This window comes from Luteolibacter arcticus, assembly GCF_025950235.1.
GTDB classification, from domain to species: domain Bacteria; phylum Verrucomicrobiota; class Verrucomicrobiia; order Verrucomicrobiales; family Akkermansiaceae; genus Haloferula; species Haloferula arctica.
The window spans coordinates 330753-350137 of sequence record NZ_JAPDDT010000004.1 but is presented as its reverse complement, the minus strand read 5'-3'; the positions used below and the strand labels follow the sequence as shown (position 1 = coordinate 350137).

General features: G+C 62.4%; 15 protein-coding genes. 12 read left to right on the top strand and 3 right to left on the bottom strand.

Annotated features, from left to right (window positions below):
- The first annotated feature begins 2 nt into the window (after nt 1–2).
- From OKA05_RS12295 to OKA05_RS12285, 3 genes are all read left to right on the top strand, one after another.
- The gene (locus tag OKA05_RS12295) at nt 3–1433 is read left to right on the top strand and encodes a hemolysin family protein (protein WP_264487440.1); all 1431 of its coding nucleotides are present in this window, start codon (nt 3–5) and stop codon (nt 1431–1433) included.
- 69 nt (nt 1434–1502) lie between these two features.
- Entirely contained in the window at nt 1503–2927 is a 1425-nt protein-coding gene (locus OKA05_RS12290; protein ID WP_264487439.1) for an SLC13 family permease, read from the top strand.
- 4 nt (nt 2928–2931) lie between these two features.
- On the top strand, nt 2932–3552 hold the full coding sequence (locus tag OKA05_RS12285; RefSeq protein ID WP_264487438.1) for a TVP38/TMEM64 family protein: 621 nt from the start codon (nt 2932–2934) through the stop codon (nt 3550–3552).
- Here the strand turns inward: OKA05_RS12285 and OKA05_RS12280 are convergent.
- Together OKA05_RS12280 and OKA05_RS12275 are read right to left on the bottom strand one after the other, a co-directional pair.
- The gene (locus OKA05_RS12280; protein WP_264487437.1) at nt 3546–4319 is read right to left on the bottom strand and encodes a hypothetical protein; all 774 of its coding nucleotides are present in this window, start codon (nt 4317–4319) and stop codon (nt 3546–3548) included. The two genes, OKA05_RS12285 and OKA05_RS12280, sit on opposite strands and share 7 nt — an antisense overlap.
- Before the next feature lie 48 nt (nt 4320–4367).
- Nucleotides 4368–5804 (bottom strand): DHA2 family efflux MFS transporter permease subunit, encoded by a 1437-nt coding sequence (locus tag OKA05_RS12275; protein WP_264487436.1) that lies wholly within the window; start codon nt 5802–5804, stop codon nt 4368–4370.
- 89 nt (nt 5805–5893) lie between these two features.
- On the opposite strand from OKA05_RS12275, the gene OKA05_RS12270 reads away from it, so the two are divergent.
- Together OKA05_RS12270 and OKA05_RS12265 are read left to right on the top strand one after the other, a co-directional pair.
- Nucleotides 5894–6457, top strand: a complete 564-nt coding sequence (locus tag OKA05_RS12270) for a plasmid pRiA4b ORF-3 family protein (protein ID WP_264487435.1) — start codon at nt 5894–5896, stop codon at nt 6455–6457.
- A gap of 139 nt (nt 6458–6596) precedes the next feature.
- Nucleotides 6597–7436 carry a CvfB family protein gene (locus OKA05_RS12265; protein ID WP_264487434.1) on the top strand — a complete coding sequence of 280 codons (840 nt, stop codon included), beginning with the start codon at nt 6597–6599 and terminating at the stop codon, nt 7434–7436.
- Between the two features lie 276 nt (nt 7437–7712).
- Here the strand turns inward: OKA05_RS12265 and pdxH are convergent, their stop codons facing one another.
- Nucleotides 7713–8348, bottom strand: a complete 636-nt coding sequence (gene pdxH / locus OKA05_RS12260) for a pyridoxamine 5'-phosphate oxidase (RefSeq protein WP_264487433.1) — start codon at nt 8346–8348, stop codon at nt 7713–7715.
- 181 nt (nt 8349–8529) lie between these two features.
- Here pdxH and OKA05_RS12255 point away from each other — a divergent pair, with 181 nt between their 5' ends.
- From OKA05_RS12255 to rimO, 7 genes are all read left to right on the top strand, one after another.
- Nucleotides 8530–8901 carry a VOC family protein gene (locus tag OKA05_RS12255; RefSeq protein ID WP_264487432.1) on the top strand — a complete coding sequence of 124 codons (372 nt, stop codon included), beginning with the start codon at nt 8530–8532 and terminating at the stop codon, nt 8899–8901.
- A 142-nt stretch (nt 8902–9043) separates the two neighbouring features.
- Nucleotides 9044–10684 carry a 3-keto-alpha-glucoside-1,2-lyase-like domain-containing protein gene (locus OKA05_RS12250; RefSeq protein WP_264487431.1) on the top strand — a complete coding sequence of 547 codons (1641 nt, stop codon included), beginning with the start codon at nt 9044–9046 and terminating at the stop codon, nt 10682–10684.
- Between the two features lie 45 nt (nt 10685–10729).
- On the top strand, nt 10730–11491 hold the full coding sequence (locus OKA05_RS12245; RefSeq protein ID WP_264487430.1) for a 3-keto-disaccharide hydrolase: 762 nt from the start codon (nt 10730–10732) through the stop codon (nt 11489–11491).
- 344 nt (nt 11492–11835) lie between these two features.
- Nucleotides 11836–16002 (top strand): cadherin domain-containing protein, encoded by a 4167-nt coding sequence (locus OKA05_RS12240; RefSeq protein WP_264487429.1) that lies wholly within the window; start codon nt 11836–11838, stop codon nt 16000–16002.
- Between the two features lie 45 nt (nt 16003–16047).
- The gene (locus OKA05_RS12235; RefSeq protein WP_264487428.1) at nt 16048–16809 is read left to right on the top strand and encodes a spermidine synthase; all 762 of its coding nucleotides are present in this window, start codon (nt 16048–16050) and stop codon (nt 16807–16809) included.
- Between the two features lie 33 nt (nt 16810–16842).
- Nucleotides 16843–17508 (top strand): hypothetical protein, encoded by a 666-nt coding sequence (locus tag OKA05_RS12230; RefSeq protein ID WP_264487427.1) that lies wholly within the window; start codon nt 16843–16845, stop codon nt 17506–17508.
- Nucleotides 17509–17626: 118 nt separating this feature from the next.
- A complete protein-coding gene (gene rimO, locus OKA05_RS12225; protein WP_264487426.1) occupies nt 17627–19024 on the top strand; it encodes a 30S ribosomal protein S12 methylthiotransferase RimO in 1398 nt (465 codons plus the stop codon).
- The last annotated feature ends 361 nt before the right edge of the window (nt 19025–19385 follow it).

Genomic DNA, 19385 nt, shown 5'->3' with positions numbered 1-19385 from the left:
GGATGAGTTTCCTCCCTGACATCTTCCTGCTGGCGTCGTCCGCCGAGCTGCGAACCGAGTTTCCCTCGGCCGGCGAGGCGATCTTGTATCTCGCCGGCATTGTTTTCTTCCTGCTTCTGAACGCCTTCTTCGTCGCCTCGGAGTTCGCCATCGTGAAGGTGCGGCCGAGCCAGATCGAGGCGGTCAACAAGGAGAAGCCGACCCACTCCAGCAAGACGGCCTATCACGTCGTCAGCCACCTCGACGGTTACCTTTCGGCGAACCAGCTAGGCATTACCATTGCGTCGCTGGCGCTCGGTTTCCTGGGCGAGCCGTTCGTCGAGGCGCTGGTTTCGCCCCTGCTCTACAAGATGAACGTCCCGGTCTCCGTGGACATCTGGGGCAAGACCTTCAGCCCGATCAAGGCGACCTCGTTCCTGCTCGCGATCGCGTCGTTCACCTTCCTGCACGTGGTGATCGGCGAGCTGCTGCCGAAATCGATCGCGATCCGCAAGTCGCTCGCCACCACGCTGATGTTGGCCGGGCCGCTGCATGTCTTTTACAAGTCCTTCCACTGGGCGATCCGCGTGCTCAATGGCACGGCGAACTGGATCCTGAAAAAGGTCTTCGGCATCGATCCGGTGGCGGAGGGCGAGCACATCCACTCGTCTGACGAACTCGCGCTGTTGGTCGCCGAAAGCGAGCGGGCCGAGGAAGTCACCGAGACCGAGCGCGAGATCCTGATCAATGCGCTCGGCCTGAACGAACTCTGGGTGCGCGACGTGATGACGCCGCGCCAGGAAGTCGTTGTGCTCAATGCCGACGAGCCTTTCGAGAAGGCCCTCGAGGTCGCCCGCCGCAGCAAGCACACCCGCTTCCCGCTGGTGAAGGGCGGTCACCTCGACAACGCCATCGGCCTGATCCACATCAAGGACGTGCTCAAGCTGGTCGGCACGCCCGATCCCGACCTGATGCGGATCAAGCGCGAGCTGAAGATGGTCCCGGACACCATGCCGCTGGACATGCTGCTCAAGTTCTTCCTCAAGGAGCGCGCCCACCTCGCCATGGCGGTCGATGAATTCGGCACTCCGGTCGGCATTGTCTTCCTCGACAACGTGATCGAGGAACTGGTCGGCGACATCCAGGACGAGTTCGACAACGAGAAGCCGGAGTCGAACTGGATCAATGACAACGAATTCGTGATCGAGGGTTCGATGACCCTCAATGACCTCTCCGTCATGGCCGAGGAACTCGACATGGATAGCGGCGAGGTCACGACCGTCGGCGGCTACATCACCCAGCAGCTCGGCCGTTTCCCGGAAGTCGGCGAGACGATGGAGATCAATGGCTGGGAAGCCAAGGTCACCAGCACCGATGGCCGGCGTGTCGGCCAAATCCATTTCCGCCGCCTCGAACCCGCGCTCGCCGAAGGCGGCGAGGACGAGGAGGAGTGAGCCGGATGGCATCGCATTCCGGGCAAGAGCTTGCTCTCTTCCACAACTCCCGCCAGAACCGCGGGCACGATGGACGAAGAACGCCCTCAGGAAGACCCTGCCCGTGAGGCTGCCCGCCCGTTCTTCCGGCGGAGGGATACCTGGCTTCTTCTCGCAGGTCTCGCACTGCTTCCGTTAGGCTTGTTGCTACCGATCGATCCGGCCCGTCATGCCGGGGCCGGGCTCGATCCCGCCAAGGTGAAGCTGGGCCTCGGCATCTTCTTCTGCATCGGCTTCCTGTGGATCTCGGAAGCCCTGCCGCTCGCGATCACCGCATTGCTGGTGCCGGTGCTCGCCACGCTCACCGGGGTGATGGACCTGAAATCCGCGATGGCCGGCTTCGCGGATCCGCTGATCTTTCTGTTCTTTGGCGGCTTCGCGCTCTCGTCCGCGATGGCCGCGCAGGGGCTCGACCGGTGGATCGCCGATCGCATCGTTCTCGCGGGAAAGGGTGATTTCCTACGGGTCTCGTACTTGGTGTTTGCCACCACCGCCGGGCTCTCGATGTGGATGAGCAACACGGCCACCACGGCGATCATGATCCCGCTGGTGATCGGCATCCTCGGCCAGATCCGCTGCGAGGGAAACATGCGCGGGAATGCCATCTACCTGCTGCTCGGCACGGCCTACGCTGCCAGTATTGGCGGCCTCGGTACTTTGGTGGGCACGCCGCCGAATGGCATTGCTGCGGCCAAGCTGGAGATCGGTTTCGTGGAGTGGCTGCGTTTCGGCCTGCCCTCGATGTTGCTTCTGCTGCCGCTCATGATCGTGGTGCTGCGGTTCTCCTGCCGGCCGCAGGCGGCCATCTTCACGAAGCCGGAGTTCATGCGTTTCACCTGGACTCGTTCGCGGATCGTCACGCTCGTCATCTTTGCGAGCGCCGGTCTCTGTTGGATCTTTGGCGGCCTCATCGCGCCGCGGCTGGGCATTGCCAATTCCTTCGACACCTTGGTCGCGCTCCTTGTCGTGGTGGCCTTGGTCGTCACGCGGGCAGTGAGTTGGAAGCAGGTGGAAGCCGGCACGGAGTGGGGTGTGCTGCTGCTTTTCGGCGGCGGCATCGTGCTCAGCGCGGTGCTCGACAAGACCGGCTCCAGCCTGTTTCTGGCCCGCGAGATCGTGAGCTTGGTGGCGTGGTGGCCGGTCATCGTGATCATCGCCATCTCGCTGGCCTTTGTCATCGTGCTCGGTGAGTTTTCGAGCAACACCGCGACCGCCGCGCTGATGGTGCCGATCTTTTACTCGGTGGCGAAGGAGCTTGGCATCGAGCCCTCCAAGCTGGTGATCCCGCTGGCGCTTGCGTCCTCGTGCGGCTTCATGCTGCCGGTGGCCACCCCGCCGAATGCCATCGTCTACGCCACCGGCAGGATTCCCCAGCGTGAGATGCTGCGGGCGGGGGCTTGGTTGGACGGGGTTTGCCTCGTGGTCGTGTCACTGCTCGCATGGTGGGTTTTCTAACGTCATGAGACTGGTCCTTTGGTTCATCGCCCTCTCCGCCATCGTGCTCGGCACGTGGCTGCTGTGGGGTGGCGCGTGGGAGGAGAGCTTTTCGCTTGCCGGTTCCGTGGCGTGGCTGGAAAGAGCCGGCCCGTGGGCGTGGGCGGCGGGGATCGGCCTGCTGGCGGCTGACTTGCTTCTGCCGGTGCCGGGGACCGTGGTGATGTCGGCCCTCGGCTACGTCTACGGTGCCGTCATCGGGGGGCTGGTCGCCGCAGCGGGCTCGATCACCGCGGGACTGTGCGGTTACGGGGTGGGGCGGCTGATTGGCGAGAGGGCGGCGCGAAAGCTGTTAGGCGATGGCGATTTCGAGAAGGGCAAGCTGCTCTTCGCCCGCGGCGGGGGCTGGATGGTGGCGCTCTCCCGTGCGCTGCCGATCGTGCCGGAAGCCGTCTCCTGCACCGCCGGCCTGGTGCGCATGCCATTCGGCCGGTTCCTCGTTTCGCTCATCTGTGGCAGTCTGCCGGTTGGCTTCCTCTACGCGTGGATCGGTGCCGCGGGCCGCGAGGCGCCGGGCTGGGCACTGGCTTTCAGCCTGCTGGTGCCAGCACTGCTGTGGCTGCCGGCGAAGAAGCTGCTTCAGTGACCCTCCGGCTTCGCAGGAGGCGATACGCTTTTCTCAACCGGGGCCGCCGCCTTGGAAGCGTCGGGCTGAGGTGAGGCGGGATGGCGGACTTTCCCATTGATGCTCACCCGGCCGTCTCTCACCCGGATTTCGTCCCCTGGATTGACCCGGCCGTAGTTGACCCCGTGAAGATGGAACCAGTTGTTCCAGACGCGGATCACCGTCATTCCATTTGTAATTATTGTGCGCGTCCCCTCTGTCCCTCTGCCACCGCTTGATCCAAATGGTTTGACGTAAATCTTCCAGAGCTCTTCATCGACGAGACCGCCCTCGGGCTGCGGGTCTTCGGGATCTTCAATGACAAGGTGCTTTTGTTTTTTGGAAGGTTCCACGAGGAGGCGGGGAACTCCATTCACCCAGAGTCGGCCGTGACCGTAACGAACGTCGTCGTTCGGTTTGCATTTGCCCGCATACAGGTTGTCGATGAAGAGATCGAGTTGGGAGGTGAAGAGGAAGGCGTGATCTCCGACGTCCATTTGCCAGACATCCAGATTCTCATTTTCGTCAGTAATCCACCCTGGTCCGCCACCGCTTCCATAAATGGGAGCAGGTTCTAGAAGTTGAATGCGAAGGCGTGGACCTTGCTTTACGTCATGCTTTTCCGGTCCAACTACGAACTCCTTTACCGTCTCCAGGTTGGCCCACGGATCCGAGGGCACGACTTGGGCATGGGCCGGCGCGAGAGCGATTATGCACCACCAGATCAGACCAAGGGTAAGCGCCTTCATGATTCAAGGGATGCTACCCACCATTGCTAGTGGCTTCAACATCCAAGCTCACGGATCGGTATCGGCCGGCTGCCCATGACCGCTGACATTCGCGCCATCGCTTTTCTTGAGCGTGAGAAAGGTCGCCGCGCTGGCGACGCTGACCGCGCCTAACAGCAGGAAGGCCTTGTGCAGTGCCGGGACCAGCAGCGCGGCATCCGAGCGGTCGATGCTTCCGAGGAAGGCCCCGGTGACCAGCGAGGCGAAGGCCACGCCGAAGCTGATCGAGAGCTGCTGCCCGGTGCTCGCCATGGTGCTGGCGTCGCTCGCTTCGGCATCGCTGGTGTCCGCGTAGGCGAGCGAGTTCATGGCGGTGAATTGCAGTGCCGAGACGCAGCCCTGGGCGACGCTGAAGAGCAGGATCGCCCACACCGGCGTGCCGGGGCCGACTTGGGAAAAAGCCGCGATCAGCAGGCCCATCAGCAGCGTGTTTACCACCAGCACCTGCTTGTGGCCGAAGCGGCCGAGGATTCGCTGCGTGAGCAGCTTCATCCCGATCGCCGCGCCCGCCTGTGGCATCACCAACAGGCCCGCCTGCCATGGGGTGAAGCCCATGCCGAGCTGATAGAGGAGCGGCAGCAGGAACGGCATGCCCGCGATGCCCAGCCGGGTGACGAACCCGCCCGCGACCGAGACGCGGAAAGTGCGGACCTTGAAAAGATCCAGGGGCAGCAAGGGCTGCGGGTCCCTCCGCGAGTGCCACAGGTAGCCGCCGATCAGTGCCAGCGAAAGCGCCGCCAGACCGGCCACCGGCAGCGGGTCCATCGAGTGCTCGCCGAAGATCTCCAACACCCACGACAGGAGCGCGACGCCGCCGCCAAAGAGCACGAAGCCTACCGTATCGAGCCGGTCATTCTCCACTCCCCGATGGTCCGGCATGTGTTTTTTCACCAGCCATAGCCCGAGCAGCCCGATCGGTAGATTGATCAGGAAAATCATCCGCCACGGCAGCCAGTGGACGATGAGTCCGCCGGTCAGGGGACCCAACAGCGGACCTAACAGCGCTGGGATGATCACGAAGTTCATCGCCCGCAAGATGCCGGACTTGGGGAAGGTCTTCAGCAGCGCGATGCGCCCGACCGGCATCATGAAGGCCGCGCCGACCCCTTGCAGCACCCGCGAGGCAATCAGCATCGGCAGGTTCTGCGACAGACCGCAGGCGAGCGAGCCGAGCGTGAAGACCGCCACCGCGAAACCGAACACGCGCTTGGTCCCGAAGCGGTCCGCCAGCCAGCCGCTCAGCGGAATCAGCACGCCAATCGCGATGGTATAGCTCGTCAGCACCGATTTCAGGCTCAGCGACGCCACGCCGAGCGAGGCAGCCATGGTCGGCACCGCGGTGTTCACGATGGTCCCGTCGAGCTGCTGCATGAACAACGCCACGGCCACCACCCACGGCAGGTAGCGCCGGGTTTTCTCGAGGCCGGGATCTACCGTTTCGCCCATCGTCCGCGGCACAATAGCCGGGGCAGTTGCCCCGACAACCGGGGATTCCCGCATTGCGCCCCGCGCCGGGGTCTTTCAAGCTCCGGCGCATGTCCCAGCCGCGCATCGTCGTCAAAGTCTTCCTCTACCAGATCACGCCGCAGATCTGGCGGCAGTTTTCGGTGCCGGCGTCGTTCAATTTCCTCCAGCTCAACGACGCCATCCAGGATGCGATGGGCTGGGAAAACAAGCACCCGCACGAGTTCCGCCACGGCAAGGGCAAGCGGTTGACCGACGTGATCGGTCCCGTCGGCCTCGCCGACCAGGTGCCGAAGGGCGGCGAGTTCCAGGACGAGCTGAAGGTCACGCTCGCCGACTTCATCGGCAAGAAACGCCTGCCGTTGCGCCTGCTCTACCGCTACGATTTCGCGGAGGACTGGATCCACGAGGTCGTGCTGGAGAAAAAAGAGGAGGGAGAGGAAGCCGGGCCGCTGATGATCGATGGTGCCCGCGCCTGTCCGCCGGAGGATTTCGGCGGGGCCTTCCAATACATGGAAGCGCTCCATGGTCAGATCGGCTGGTATCGCGGCGAATACGACCCCGAGGCTTTCAACATCAAGGAAGTGGTCTTCGGCGGCAAGAAGCGGAACCCGAAGAAGCGGAAGTTGCTCTGATCTGGGAGATTTGAACCGCCAAGACGCCAAGGTCGCCAAGTTTTTGAGGGATTTGGCTTCGATCTCCGGCAACGGTCGCCAACAATCAATCATTGCTTCCTTGGCGCACTTGGCGTCTTGGCGGTTCATTCCTCTTCCCATGGCCAAGATCGGCGAGCGCGCCCAACTGACGATCCTCCGCGAGCAGCCTTTCGGCCTCTTCCTCGATGCCGGCGACGAACTCGGCGAGGTGCTGTTGCCGCGCCGTGAAATGCCACGCCACTGGCAGATCGGCGGGGTCGTGGATGTGTTCCTCTATCACGATTCCGAGGACCGACCGGTGGCGACGCTGAAGCAGCCGAAGGTGATGCCGGGTGAGTTCGCGTATCTGGAAGTGCTGGCGATCACTGGCGTGGGTGCCTTCCTTGACTGGGGATTGCCAAAGGATTTGCTGCTGCCATTCCGCGAGCAAAAGGAGCGGATCGAGGCTGGCAAGTCCTACGTCGTTCACGTCCATGTCGATCACGCGAGCGGCCGCATCGTCGCCACCCGGCGGCTCAACAAATATCTCAATCTAACGCCGCCGGATTACAAGGAAGGCCAAGAGGTGGAGCTGATGCTCTACGGCAAGACCGAACTCGGCTACAAGGCGATCATCGAGGGCAAGCATTCCGGCGTGCTCTTCGCCAACGAGGTCTTCCGCCGCCTGCGTGCGGGGGAGAAGACCAAGGGCTACGTCGTCCAAGCCCGCCCCGACGGGAAGATCGATCTTTCCCTCTATCCGCCCGGCCGCACGCGGATCGACGATCTCGAAACGCGCATCGAAGAAGAGCTGAAGCAGCGCGGTGGCTTCTGGGCGATCAGCGACGCCAGCCCCGCGGAGGACATCCACAAGGCGCTCGGCGTGAGCAAGAAGGCGTTCAAGCAGGCGACCGGCGCGCTCTTCAAGAAGCGCAAGATCACGATCGGGGACGAGGGGATCCGGTTGGCGGGGGAGTGACGTGTCGGGCTTTCTCCCGGGAGCGCCGGTCTTCAGACCGGCTCGAATGGTGCTTCCAAGCCGGCCTGGAAGCCATGGCCTACCGTGGGAAGATGGAATTGCTTTCCGTATGAGGGCCCGTCAAGAGCAGTCCAGTAATGCTTCCCGGAAGCAACTGTCGCCCCGTCCACGTAGGGCCGAAGTGGAGTCAGGTTGCCTTCCGTGGCTTCAAGAAGGGAGAAGTCAGCATCGAGGAACCATTCAGGCCGGTCTGAAGACCGGCGCTCCCGGGGGCGATCACGGCGACAGCCGCTCGATTTCCCACCCGGCGTCTTTCCACTCGTAGAAGAAGCGGTCGTGCAGTCGGGCTGGGCCGCCTTGCCAGAACTCGATGGTTTCCGGCACCACGCGGAAGCCGCCCCAGAACGACGGCAGCGGGACCTCGCCGTGGGCGAACTTCTGTTTGATCTCCGCCAGCTTTTGCAGCAGCAGCTTGCGGGAGGAGATCACCGAACTCTGGTCCGACACCCAGGCCCCGAGCTGCGATTCGCGCGGGCGGGAGGTGAAGTATTTGAGCGACTCCGCGGCGGAGATTTTCTCGGCGCGGCCTTGCACGATGACTTGCCGCTCCAGGATCACCCACGGGAACAGCAGCGACACCTGCGGGTTCTCGGCGATGTGCCTGGCCTTGCGGCTCTGGTAGTTGGTGAAAAAGACGAAGCCGTTCGTGTCGAAATATTTCAGCAGCACGGTGCGCAGCAGCGGCCGTCCTGTGGCATCGACGGTGGCCAGGCTCATCGCGTTCGGCTCGTGCAGGCCCAGTTCCACCGCCTGCTGGAACCACCGCTCGAACTGCACCATCGGATTGGCGTCCAAGTCTTCGCGATGCAGCCCGCGGTCGGAGTATTCCTTGCGGAATTCGGAGAGATCCATGGCCGGGACTTAAGGCCGCGGAGGGTGGCGGGCAAGACCGGGGTGGGCACTCCGACGACGAATTGAGGTCACGGGAGTGTTTTGAAAACCCTCCTGACATAGGGTTGTCAGTGGGCCGTGGTGGAGTGTGCGTGTCGCCCCGATCTACGGGCGGAATTCCAACCACCAACCTGACAACACCATGAAAACGAATTCCCTGAACTGGTTCGAGATCTTCACCAACGATCTGGCCAATGCCACCGACTTCTACAGCACCATCCTCGATTCCAAGCTGGAGCCAGCCTCGATGGAAGGCTGCCGTATGGTGGTCTTCCCCGGCGACCACGACAAGGGGGTCTGTGGCGCGATCACCCAGATGGAGGGCTGTCAGCCTGGTGCCGGAGGCACCATGGTCTATCTGAATGTCGAGGGCGACCTCGATGGCGTGCTCTCCCGCATCCCTGCCGCCGGTGGCATCGTGCTGAAAGAGCGCATGGACATCGCGCCACACGGCTTCATCGGCATCTTCCGCGATCCCGAAGGCAATGTGGTCGGGCTGCACAGCATGGTCTGACGCTTACCTGTCTCCCGGTTTGCCTGCCGTCTCTAGGGGCGGCAGGCGTCTTTTTTCAGGATCCCGAAGCCCCCGATCATGACAATCTGTCTGACAACCATGGCCTTGCTCATCCGTAGGAACCCCTGCTTTGCCTTGTCCTATGGAAACCCACTTTTTCTCCGTCTCTGCCGCCTTTCTCGTGATCGCCTCCGCCGCCAGCGCACAGGGCGAGTGGAAGAGCCTCTTCAACGGCAAGGATCTGAGCGGGTGGACGGTGACGGTGGACAAGCTGCCGGTGGGTCAGGATCCCGACCGGATCGTGCAGGTCCGCGACGGGGCGATCCACATGTACGCCGACAGCGATCCGACGATGAAGGTCCCCTTCGGCGTGATCACGAGTGACGGCTCCTACTCGCGCTTTCACCTGGCGTTGGAGTATCGCTGGCTGGAAAAGAAATTCGCACCGCGGAAGGACGCGATCCGTGATGCGGGCCTGCTCTATCACGCGTCCAATACCGCGAAGATCTGGCCGCCCTCGGTGGAGTATCAGATTCAGGAGGGGGATAGCGGCGACATCATTTTCATCGGGGAGAGCGGATACAGTTGGGCGCATCCGGATCCCGATCAGGCTCCGCAGGGGCAGGGCGACGCTTCCTTGCTGCCGGAGAATGGCGGCTTTTTGCGGAAGGCGAAGAACCAGACCTACTTCGGCCGCTTTCCCGAGTACGATCATGCGGGATGGAATCGCTCGGAGGTGATCGTGCATGCCGACGAATCCGCCGAGCACATCCTGAACGGCCACGTCCGCTCGCGACTGGAGGGCATGCAGCATCTAACAGGCGGAGCCTTGAAGGAAGGGAAGCTCTGCCTGCAATTCGAGGGAGCGGAGATCCAGTATCGGAAGATCGAGATCCGCGAGCTGGAAGAGCCGCTGCGTCCGGACAAGAGCTTGCTCAGCTTGAGCGCGGTGAAGGACAGGCTGGCTCGCAGTGGAACGATCACCGTGAAGAATCCGCTCAAGCATTCACTGCCGGCGGAGGTATCGATCACAGGAAAGGATGCCGGTGCCTTCAGTGCGACGTCGGGCAAGATGGAACTCGCACCGGGCGAGAGCATGGAGGTGACGGTGAACTTTCGGCCGACGCACGGGGCAGACCGCTACAGCGCGGGCCTGCGCATCGGCACGCCGGAGAGCGGGGCTTTCGTGATTCTCCAGGGGATCGGGCTCGCGGCGTTTGAAGGAAAGAATGAGCCGTCGCTTCAGTCGGTCGTTCATGCGCTGGGGATGCCGCTGGATGTCGGTGGCGCGAAGCTGGAGCTCGACACGAAGCCGGACACGATCGGGGAAAGCAAGGATGTGCCGTATTTCGCGAAAGCAGGCGAGGGGAAGGTCCGCATCACGCCGCTCGCGCGCTTTTCACCTCCGGGTGCGACGCCTTTTGGAATCGTCGCGAAAGGCAGCACCGCGCTGGTCGAGTCGGGCAAGCTGGCGGATTCCATGGCCGTGCCGGACGCTCATCAATCTCTGCTGCCGCCACTTGAGGGCGGTGCGAGTTCAGTCGAGATCGAGGCTCCCGCCGAAGGCTTCGCGTTTTACCTGAATGCTCATCAATACGTGTCCTTCACCGATCCCGGCTTGCCCACTGAGGCGAAGATCGCCCGCACCGCGCGAGTTTACCCGGCATCCCGCATTGCCGGCCGCGATCTGAAGGACGCCTTTGTGGTCGGCTTCGAGGAAGCGGCCAATGGCGATTATCAAGACGCACTTTTCCTGCTGGAAAACGTGAAGCCCGCGCCGTGACACGATCGATGGAAAGACCGGTCGTTTGCCACGTGTAGGCCAGTGATGCATCGCTTTCTTTTTCCGCTGCTCGCCACCCTTGGAACCCTTCATGCCGAAGTCGGCGTCGGGGCCAAGCCTGTCGAAGGAGCCGAGGTGGTTTTCGATGGCAGCCGCGAGATGCTCGACGCCAAGTGGACCTACTGGCAGGGCCCGCGCTTTGCGTCATCGCTGCCGATCAAGTGGAAGATCGTCGAGGATCCGGTGGACAAGGGCACCGTGGTCATGAGCGACGATCCCGCCGCGGCCGGTGGGAAATACGGCACGGCCGACATTGTGACGAAGAAGGCATACAAGGACTTCCGACTGCACATTGAATTCAACATCGCCAAGGAGGGGGGCAACAGCGGCGTCTACCTGCAGAACCGCTACGAAATCCAGATCCTCGATGGCGACAAGACCAAGCACGGCATGGCCGCGGTGATCAACGAGACCGAGTCGCCGTACCAGCACTATCTGGGCGCGGGGAAATGGAATGCCTACGACATCGTCTTCCGCGCCGCCCGCTTCAAGGACGGCAAGCTCGCCGAGAAGCCGATGGTGACGATGTACTTCAATGGCAAGAAGGCGCACGTGAACCAGTCCATCAATCAGGTCTGGGGCGGGCCGAACTCCGGCGTGGATGGCGGAAACGACGGCGGGAAGGGGATCACCGACTCCCCCCAAGGTCTCAAGCTGCAGGCGGAAGGTCACGACGTCCGCTTCCGCAACATCTGGATCAGGGAGCTGGAATTGGAGAAGGCGGATACGGATTTCGCCGCGGAGTAAAGGCAACTCCGAGAAGTTCCGGTGCCTCGATAGAAGGGAGCAACGAAACGATCGAAACGAACGAAGAGGTTCCATGCCTTTCTTCCGCGAGCTTTCGTTTCTTTCGTTGTTCCTTGAATTGCACTTTTAGTAGTGCCCTAGATTCCTGCGGCCCGCGCTTGGAATCGCATAGCGCCTCCTCCCGCAATCAGCGGAGTTGTTAGGGTCGTCATGTTTTGAGGAAGGGAGTTTCTAGAGCCGAACCGCACAGTCAGAGCGGGAAAATGCGCTTTGGGAAAATTAGGCAATTTTATGCAACTTTAGGATTGATGTCATACAGATTGCCGCTTACCTGCGACTAACCCATGAATAACCCAAGGAATCCGCGACGCCTGTTCGTGTGTCTTGCGCTGTGTTTGCTTCTGCCTGCCCATGCGGGATTCACGTTGGTAGAAGACTTCCAGACGAAGGCACTTGGCAATGTGGGTGGCCAGCACGGTTGGATTGCTTCGAATGCCACCTGCGCGCAGGTCATCGCTGATCCGGTAGTCGTCGGAAACAAGGTCTTGCATCGTGCGGGAAATGGCGGGGCGAGCTTGTCATCTCTCGCAATCCCCCAAGGTACTACCGCCACGTTCTTTTTCCGGGTCTGCCGCCTCACTGCGAACAATGACGAGGTGTGGGGAATCTCAGATGTTTCGAGTCCCGACCTCGGCGGAAACTTCGGCGTGTTCGAAGCCCAAGGCGGGATCTCGGGTGCGAATATCCGGGGCCGCAATGTTGGCCCCACGGTGGACAAGCCGATCGTGCAGGGCACTTGGTACAATGTCTGGATGGTGATTAATAACAGCTCCGATACCTGGCAGTTCTACCTGCAAAGCGAGGGAGATAGCACCTACAAGAACCAGACACAGATCCTGAACAACACGGGCGGAACCGGCTTCGGCTTCCGCAACGCTCCCGGGACCAATGCTCTCGTGGCCTTCCTGACGAAATCGACCAACGGTGCCAACACGTCGGTGTATTACGACGATCTTTATGTCGATACCGCGGCTGCCAACCTCACGCTGCCTCCCATTCCGGGCACGGAGCCGCGCGCCGTGAGCGATGCCGTCGAAGTCAGCATCGGCGGCGGGACTACCTTGCGTCCCTTGGCAAACGACACAGGTATCTTCGATCCGGCAAGCTTGCAGCTCGTTTCGTCCCCGGCACATGGGACCGCGAGCTACGATGCGAACCGGAGAATATTCATCTACAAGCACACCGGCACCACCGCCGGTGTGGATAGTTTTCGCTACCGGATTTCCAATGCAGGTGGGACGCAGCCGTCCGAGGGAGACGTGAACGTCACCATCAGCGGGAATTTCCGCCTCGCCAATGTGACGGCGACGGTACCTGCCGATCCTCCGGCTGCCGCGGCCGGGGGGCTGGCGATCATTGACGCGATGCCGGGGCTAAGCTTCCCCAATGCCGTGGCGATGACCTCGGTGCCCGGTACTCCGTCCGCGCTGCTCGTCGCCTCGGTCAATGGCTCGATCTGGTATGTGCCGGACTCCACGGCGGCAGTGCCGGTGAAGCATCTGGTCTTGGATGTTGCCTCGCTTTCAAACTTCACGCGCGGACGCAGCATTTACTCGATCGAGTGCTTTCCCGACTTCGCCACCACCGGGCACATCGTCGTGAACTATCAGGGCGATTCGACTCGCCTGCCCGTCCCCAGTCCGGGACAGACGTTGCATGATGTGATGTCGAATCTCGACAAGAACGGCGGGCTGGACCCGGTGATCGAGTGCGACCTGCGTGTCTCGCGTTTCACGCTTTCCCCGGCCCACCTCGTGGCGGCTGCGGACGGGCTTTCGGCGGCGGAAAGCTCGGCGGTGATGGCGACCGAGTGGCCGTACTTGAATCTCGCCGAGCAGCACCTCTTCCACAGCATCAACGACGCGAAATTCGGGCCCGACGGTTATCTCTACATCACCTTCGGCGACGAGGGCGACCAAGGTGACCCCTACCGGAATGGCCAGCGGCTGACCAAGGACTTTTACAGCTCGTTGATCCGCATCGACGTCAATCCCGCCTCGACCAATCCGAAGCCAAACCTTCACTACGCCATCGCCGTGGGTGGCTTGAATGGTCTCGAAAGCCCGAACACGCCCTACACGAGCACCGCGCAGGAGCCGAACTTCCGGGTGCCGCTGGACAATCCCTTCGTGCACACCAGTCTGGGCGGTAGCTGGAACGGCAGCTTCGATGGGGCCGACTTCTCCGGCCAGCTTTCCAAAGTCCGGACGGAGATGTGGGCGGTGGGCTTGCGCAATCCCTTCAAGTTTCACCTCGATGTCGAGGATGGCACCGGCGCGACGGAGGCGTGGATCGGCGACGTGGGGAAGGATGCCCGCGAGGAGTTCTCGATCCTGAAGAAAGGCGAGAACGGCGGCTGGTCTTATTACGAGGGCGATATCGTCACGCCCGGCCTCGCGTTCGTGCCACCTCAGCCATCCGGCACGACGCCGCACAAGCCGCCGCTGTTCGCATACCCGCACAGCAACGGCAACAACTCGGCAACCGGCGGAATCTACTATCGCGATAGCGCGCTGCCCACGCTGACCAACCGCTACATCTGCGGCGACTACGGCTCCGGGCGGATTTGGAGCATCAGCCGCGATGGATCATCGGTGATCGAACTGACCGACCTGCGGCTCAGCACCAACCGCATCGTGGACTTTCACGTGGACCCGGTGACCAAGGGCATCTTCGTGCTCGAGAATGGCGGGAGCAACCGGCTGATGCGCATCACCGTGCAGCCGCCCGGCCCGGAGGACTATCCGGCGACTCTCTCGGAGCTCGGCCTGTTTGCCGACCTTGCCGACCTGACGCCGAATCCCGGGGTGGTTCCCTATGAGCCGAACCTTACTTTCTGGTCGGACGGCGCGGAGAAGAAGCGCTGGTTCGTGATCAAGAACCTCACCGACACCATCGGCTGGTCGCAGGACGGGAACTGGTCTTTCCCCGATGGCATGGTCTGGGTGAAGCACTTCGACTTCGATCTCGACCGGAGCAATCCGGGAACCTTGAAGAAGAGGCTGGAAACCCGCGTGTTGGTGCGGAATAGCAGCGGGTCCTATGGCGTCTCCTACCGCTGGAACGAAGCCGGCACCGAGGCGACGCTGGTGCCTAACAGCGGCGAGGATTTCACGGTGAGCTATGCGGATGAGAATGGCGTGGCAGCCAGTGTCGGTTGGCATATCCCGTCGCGCGCCGAATGCCTGAGCTGCCACACCGCGACGGCCGGCCATGCGCTCAGCATGAGCACGCGGCAGTTCAATCTGCAGCAGACGATCCACGGGCAGACCGGCAATTTGCTGACGCTGCTTTCGAACGGCGGATACCTGAACGGCCTCACAGCCGAGCCCGTCAGCCTGCCGCGCTTCTACCGGCCGGATGAAACAGGCGCCGGGATCGAGGAACGGGTCCGCTCCTATCTTGCGGTGAATTGCTCCTACTGCCACCAGCCCGGCGGCGGCACGCCGGAGTCGTGGGATGCACGGGGCCATCTCACCCTGGAGCAGACCGGACTGCTCTACAGTCATCCGGTCAGCGAAGCTACGCCGGACTTGACCGATCACATCATCCGGCCCGGGGACAAGGCGAACTCGGCGCTTTGGAACAAGATCAATGCCCGCAGCGTGATCAACGGCATTTTCAACGGCTATTCGCAGATGCCGCCGCTCGCCACGAACGTCTTCGATGCGGAGGGCATTGCGCTCATCGGCGAGTGGATCGATCACCATGCCAACGTCGCTCCGATGCCGGCGGAGGGGAGCATCGGGCAGACGAACCTTTCGGAAAACGAATCCGCCGGCCATGTGGTCGGTTTGGCGAGTGCGGATGATCCCGACGTCCGCGAAGACGTCGCCGACCAGTCGCTGCTGACTTACACAATCACCGCCGGGAATGAGCGCGGGCTGTTTTCGCTGGATGCGTCCAGCGGTGAGCTGCGCTTGAACGGCATCATCGACTTCGAGCGCCAATCGCAGCACCAGCTCACCGTGGAGGTGGCCGACCACTTCGCTCCGAATCCCGGTGTGTTGGAACGCACGGTCATCGTTGACCTGATCGACGAAGCCAGTCCCGACCTCACCGAGGATTCCGACGAGAACGGTCTCTTCGACGCCTGGGAGTTGTCTTTTGGCGTCAGCAGCCCCTCGTCGGATGACGATCATGACGGCGTGGCCGCGTTCTTCGAGCTGCTGTCCGGAGGCGATCCGAACACAGCGGAAACGCCGTCACTGCTCGGTCTGGCCCATGCGCTCCCCGGCGACCACGAACTCGGCTGGAATGTCCGCACCGGCTTCGTGCTTGGGGAGGACTACCACGTAGAGCTTTCCGGCGATCTCGGCGAGTGGGGCCGGCTCCAGGCTGTCGATTACGCAGTCGAGTCCATCACCCCGGTAAGCCCGGGGGTGTCGCGGGTGGTGATCAAGGTCCCGGCCGCGGGTTCGCAGCAGTTCCTCCGGCTGAGTTCGCCCTGAGCTTTTCCTTTCCATCCCGCCGCCCGCCGTGCCGAAGTGGCGGGGATGAATCTCCGCTGCCACGCCGTCGTCGATACCGCCTACCAGCGGGTGCAGATCTGGAAGTCCGAGCGCCAGTGTGAATTTCGCGTCGCGGGGGCGATCCACGCCTGGTGGCACGAGCGGCGTTTCCTCACCGGGCTCGCTTGGGACAATCTCGCGGGGGCGGCCTTGCTCCGCCCTGCTGGGCCGCCGCGCTCGATCTTGATGCTGGGGCTCGCCGGTGGCACCGCGATGCGGATCCTGCGGCAACTGCTGCCGGATTGTCGGCTGGTCGCGGTGGACATCGACTCCGAGATCGTCGCGCTCGCCGAGTTGAACATGAAGCTCGATGACCTGGGCATCGAGATCCATTTCGCCGACGCCTACCAGTGGATCGCCGCGTGCCGGGAGAAATTTGACGTGGTGATCGACGACGTTTACCTCGCCGGCCGCAGCGATGTCTTCCGGCCCGGGAAGTCCGACAGCCGCCAGATCACCGCGCTCCGGCGGCTGGTGGCGCCGGGGGGGCTGTTGCTCGCCAATCTGGTCAATGGGAGCGGCCATCGCGCCATGCAAATCCAGACCCGGGCGGCCTTTCGCGCGGCTTTCCCGGTGGTGCGGACTGTCACCACGCCGGAAAGCATGAACGAAACGCTGGTCGCCGGGGCGGACGTCCTCCCGGCCTCCGCGCTGGCCGGATGGACCCCAAGTTTCCCGGCTGCCACCGACCGGAAGCTCTGGAAACGGCTCAAAGTGCGACGTCTAACCCCCGTCCCGTCGCGTTGACAAGCAGCCGGGGGGCGCGCAACCTCCGCGGCCATGGACACTTTGAAGATTCTGCTCGGCGCGACCGTGGCCTTGCTGCTCGGCGCTTTGGGCGTTTCGCTCTACAACCAAAAGGCACCCTCGCAGTCGGCAGACTCGCTGGAAAAGGCTGAGATCATGCGCAAGATCGAGGAACTCCGCCTCGAGCAAGACCGCCTCCAGATCGAGAAGCAGCGGCTGGCACTCCAGCAGGCGGCTGCGCTGGAGCCTGCGGTGGCTCCTCCGGCCGCCCAACCGCCGCCTGCTGCCGAGGTAGAGTCGATGAAGGAACAGATCGCCTTGCTTCAAGCGGAAAAGGAGAAGGCCGAGCGCGAGGCCGAGACCTTTGAGAAGGAAGCTGTCCTGATCGGTGGCAGGCAGATCGAAAGCCGCGACAAGGAGGCCCGCCGGGCCCGTCTGATCAGCCAGGCACTGCTTATCGCCCGCGTGAAAGAGTGGGTCGAGAATCCCGAAATCGGCGGCTTTGCCACCATCGAGATCGTGATGCAGGAAAACGTCCAGCCCGGCACCATTCTCTGCCTGCGTCGCAATACCGGCATCCTCGGCCGCCTGCGCGTGGATGACGTGAGCATCGAAGGTGCAATCGCCAACCCGATCACCCCCTTCACCGAAACCCGCCCGCAGGTCGGCGACGAGCTGATCCTCGAACCGCCGTTCTGAGCATCCGGTCGAGAGTTGATGGTCGAGTGTTGAGAGTCTCGCGACAGCGTCCCTCTCCAACTGCAATCGTCCGTCTCTGGTTTCTTGTCTCTAGTTTCTTGTTTCTCTGATTCGTCCCATGTCCACCACTGTTGGTCTCATTTCCCTCGGCTGCGCCAAGAACCTCATCGACTCCGAAGTCATGATGGGGCACCTCGCCGAAGCCGGCATGTCGCTCACCTCCGAGGCGGAGTTGGCGGACGTCCTCATCGTCAATACCTGCTCGTTCATCGACATGGCCAAGCAGGAGTCGATCGACGCCATCTTCGGCGCGGTCAACGCCCGCAAGGACGACCCGGACCGCGAGCGCCAGAAGATCATCGTCGCCGGATGCCTGTCGCAGCGCTTCGCCAAGGACCTGCCCGGCATCATGCCGGAGGTGGACGCCTTCATCGGTCTCGACCAGATCACCAAGGTCGCGCCGATCATCGAGAATCTCGTCGGCAAGCAGCCCGTGGCCGCGCCGAAGGAAGAGAATTCGGCGACCGAGGACCCGCGCGACTACGTCACGCTCAAGCCGAAGTATGTGCCGGACTACACCACCCCGCGCTTCCGCCTGACGCCCGAGCACTTCGCTTATGTGAAGATCGCCGAGGGCTGCAACCACACCTGCACCTTCTGCATCATCCCGAAGATCCGCGGGCAGCATCGCTCGCGCACGCAGGACTCGGTCGTCCGTGAGGTGGAAGCGCTGGTGAAATCCGGCGTGAAGGAGATCAACCTGATCTCGCAGGACACCACCTACTTCGGCATGGACCTGTGGGAAGGTAAGCGTCCGACCCCGAACTCGCCGGTTGACTCCACCCGCGGCGAATCGCTTTCCACGCTGCTCCGCGAGATCAACAAGATCGAAGGCGACTTCTGGGTGCGCCTGCTCTACACCCACCCGGCGCATTGGTCGGATGAGCTCATCGAGACCATCGCCGAGTGCGACAAGGTTGCGAAGTACGTCGATATCCCGCTCCAGCACATTTCCGACCGGATGCTGACGGCGATGAAGCGCAAGACGAATGGCGACTACATCCGCGACCTGCTGCGCCGCATGCGCGCTGGCATCCCGGGCCTCGGCATTCGTACGACGTTCATCGTAGGTTTCCCCGGCGAGACCGAGGAGGACTTCCAGGAACTGCTCGAGTTCATCCGCGAGTTCCGCTTCGAGCGCGCCGGCGTTTTCCAATATTCAAAGGAGGAAGGCACGCCGGCCCACAAGATGACGGGCCAGCTCCATCACATGACCCGCAAGGGGCGCTGGAGCCGTGCAATGGCCGAGCTACAGAAGGTCGCCGCCGAGGTGAACCAGGCTCAGGTCGGCAAGAAGGTCCGCGTGCTTGTCGAGGAGCAAGGCGTCGGCCGCACCGAGTGGGACGCGCCCGAGATCGACGGCTCCGTGCATGTCGACCAGAGCATCCCGGTCGGCGAGTTCGCGGATGTTACGATCGGCGACTGGCGGGGTTATGATCTCGTCGCGGCCCGGTAAGCAGGGGTTGTACAAGTTGGCGATTTGACAGACAGGGGATTTGTGCGCCGGAGGTTCATAGCCTTTCAGGGAATACGGTCGTTTGAGCGGAATGGTTCGCATGCGTGTCTTGCCAGCGCTTGTTTCGGGCTCCGGAAGCTTATGAAACAAGCAGGGATTTGAGATCGGGCGGGTGCCGACGGGCCGATGGCGCGGCTCGGCTTTGGGGCGCCGATTGTCTCATCGACCCTTGGACTTTTTAGTTATTGGGTAATAAATATTAATATTCAAGGGATTCGCGATTCCATTGGGAATGTCTAATTTCAGTGATTTATAGATGAGTTTCCGAGTCACGTCCGTGTGATTCAAAGACAAATTGGTA

Coding starts and splice junctions, on each gene's coding strand:
- OKA05_RS12295 (WP_264487440.1), top strand. CDS start 3: ATGAGTTTCCTCCCTGACATCTTCCTGCTGGCGTCGTCCGCCGAGCTG.
- OKA05_RS12290 (WP_264487439.1), top strand. CDS start 1,503: ATGGACGAAGAACGCCCTCAGGAAGACCCTGCCCGTGAGGCTGCCCGC.
- OKA05_RS12285 (WP_264487438.1), top strand. CDS start 2,932: ATGAGACTGGTCCTTTGGTTCATCGCCCTCTCCGCCATCGTGCTCGGC.
- OKA05_RS12280 (WP_264487437.1), bottom strand. CDS start 4,319: ATGAAGGCGCTTACCCTTGGTCTGATCTGGTGGTGCATAATCGCTCTC.
- OKA05_RS12275 (WP_264487436.1), bottom strand. CDS start 5,804: ATGGGCGAAACGGTAGATCCCGGCCTCGAGAAAACCCGGCGCTACCTG.
- OKA05_RS12270 (WP_264487435.1), top strand. CDS start 5,894: ATGTCCCAGCCGCGCATCGTCGTCAAAGTCTTCCTCTACCAGATCACG.
- OKA05_RS12265 (WP_264487434.1), top strand. CDS start 6,597: ATGGCCAAGATCGGCGAGCGCGCCCAACTGACGATCCTCCGCGAGCAG.
- pdxH (WP_264487433.1), bottom strand. CDS start 8,348: ATGGATCTCTCCGAATTCCGCAAGGAATACTCCGACCGCGGGCTGCAT.
- OKA05_RS12255 (WP_264487432.1), top strand. CDS start 8,530: ATGAAAACGAATTCCCTGAACTGGTTCGAGATCTTCACCAACGATCTG.
- OKA05_RS12250 (WP_264487431.1), top strand. CDS start 9,044: ATGGAAACCCACTTTTTCTCCGTCTCTGCCGCCTTTCTCGTGATCGCC.
- OKA05_RS12245 (WP_264487430.1), top strand. CDS start 10,730: ATGCATCGCTTTCTTTTTCCGCTGCTCGCCACCCTTGGAACCCTTCAT.
- OKA05_RS12240 (WP_264487429.1), top strand. CDS start 11,836: ATGAATAACCCAAGGAATCCGCGACGCCTGTTCGTGTGTCTTGCGCTG.
- OKA05_RS12235 (WP_264487428.1), top strand. CDS start 16,048: ATGAATCTCCGCTGCCACGCCGTCGTCGATACCGCCTACCAGCGGGTG.
- OKA05_RS12230 (WP_264487427.1), top strand. CDS start 16,843: ATGGACACTTTGAAGATTCTGCTCGGCGCGACCGTGGCCTTGCTGCTC.
- rimO (WP_264487426.1), top strand. CDS start 17,627: ATGTCCACCACTGTTGGTCTCATTTCCCTCGGCTGCGCCAAGAACCTC.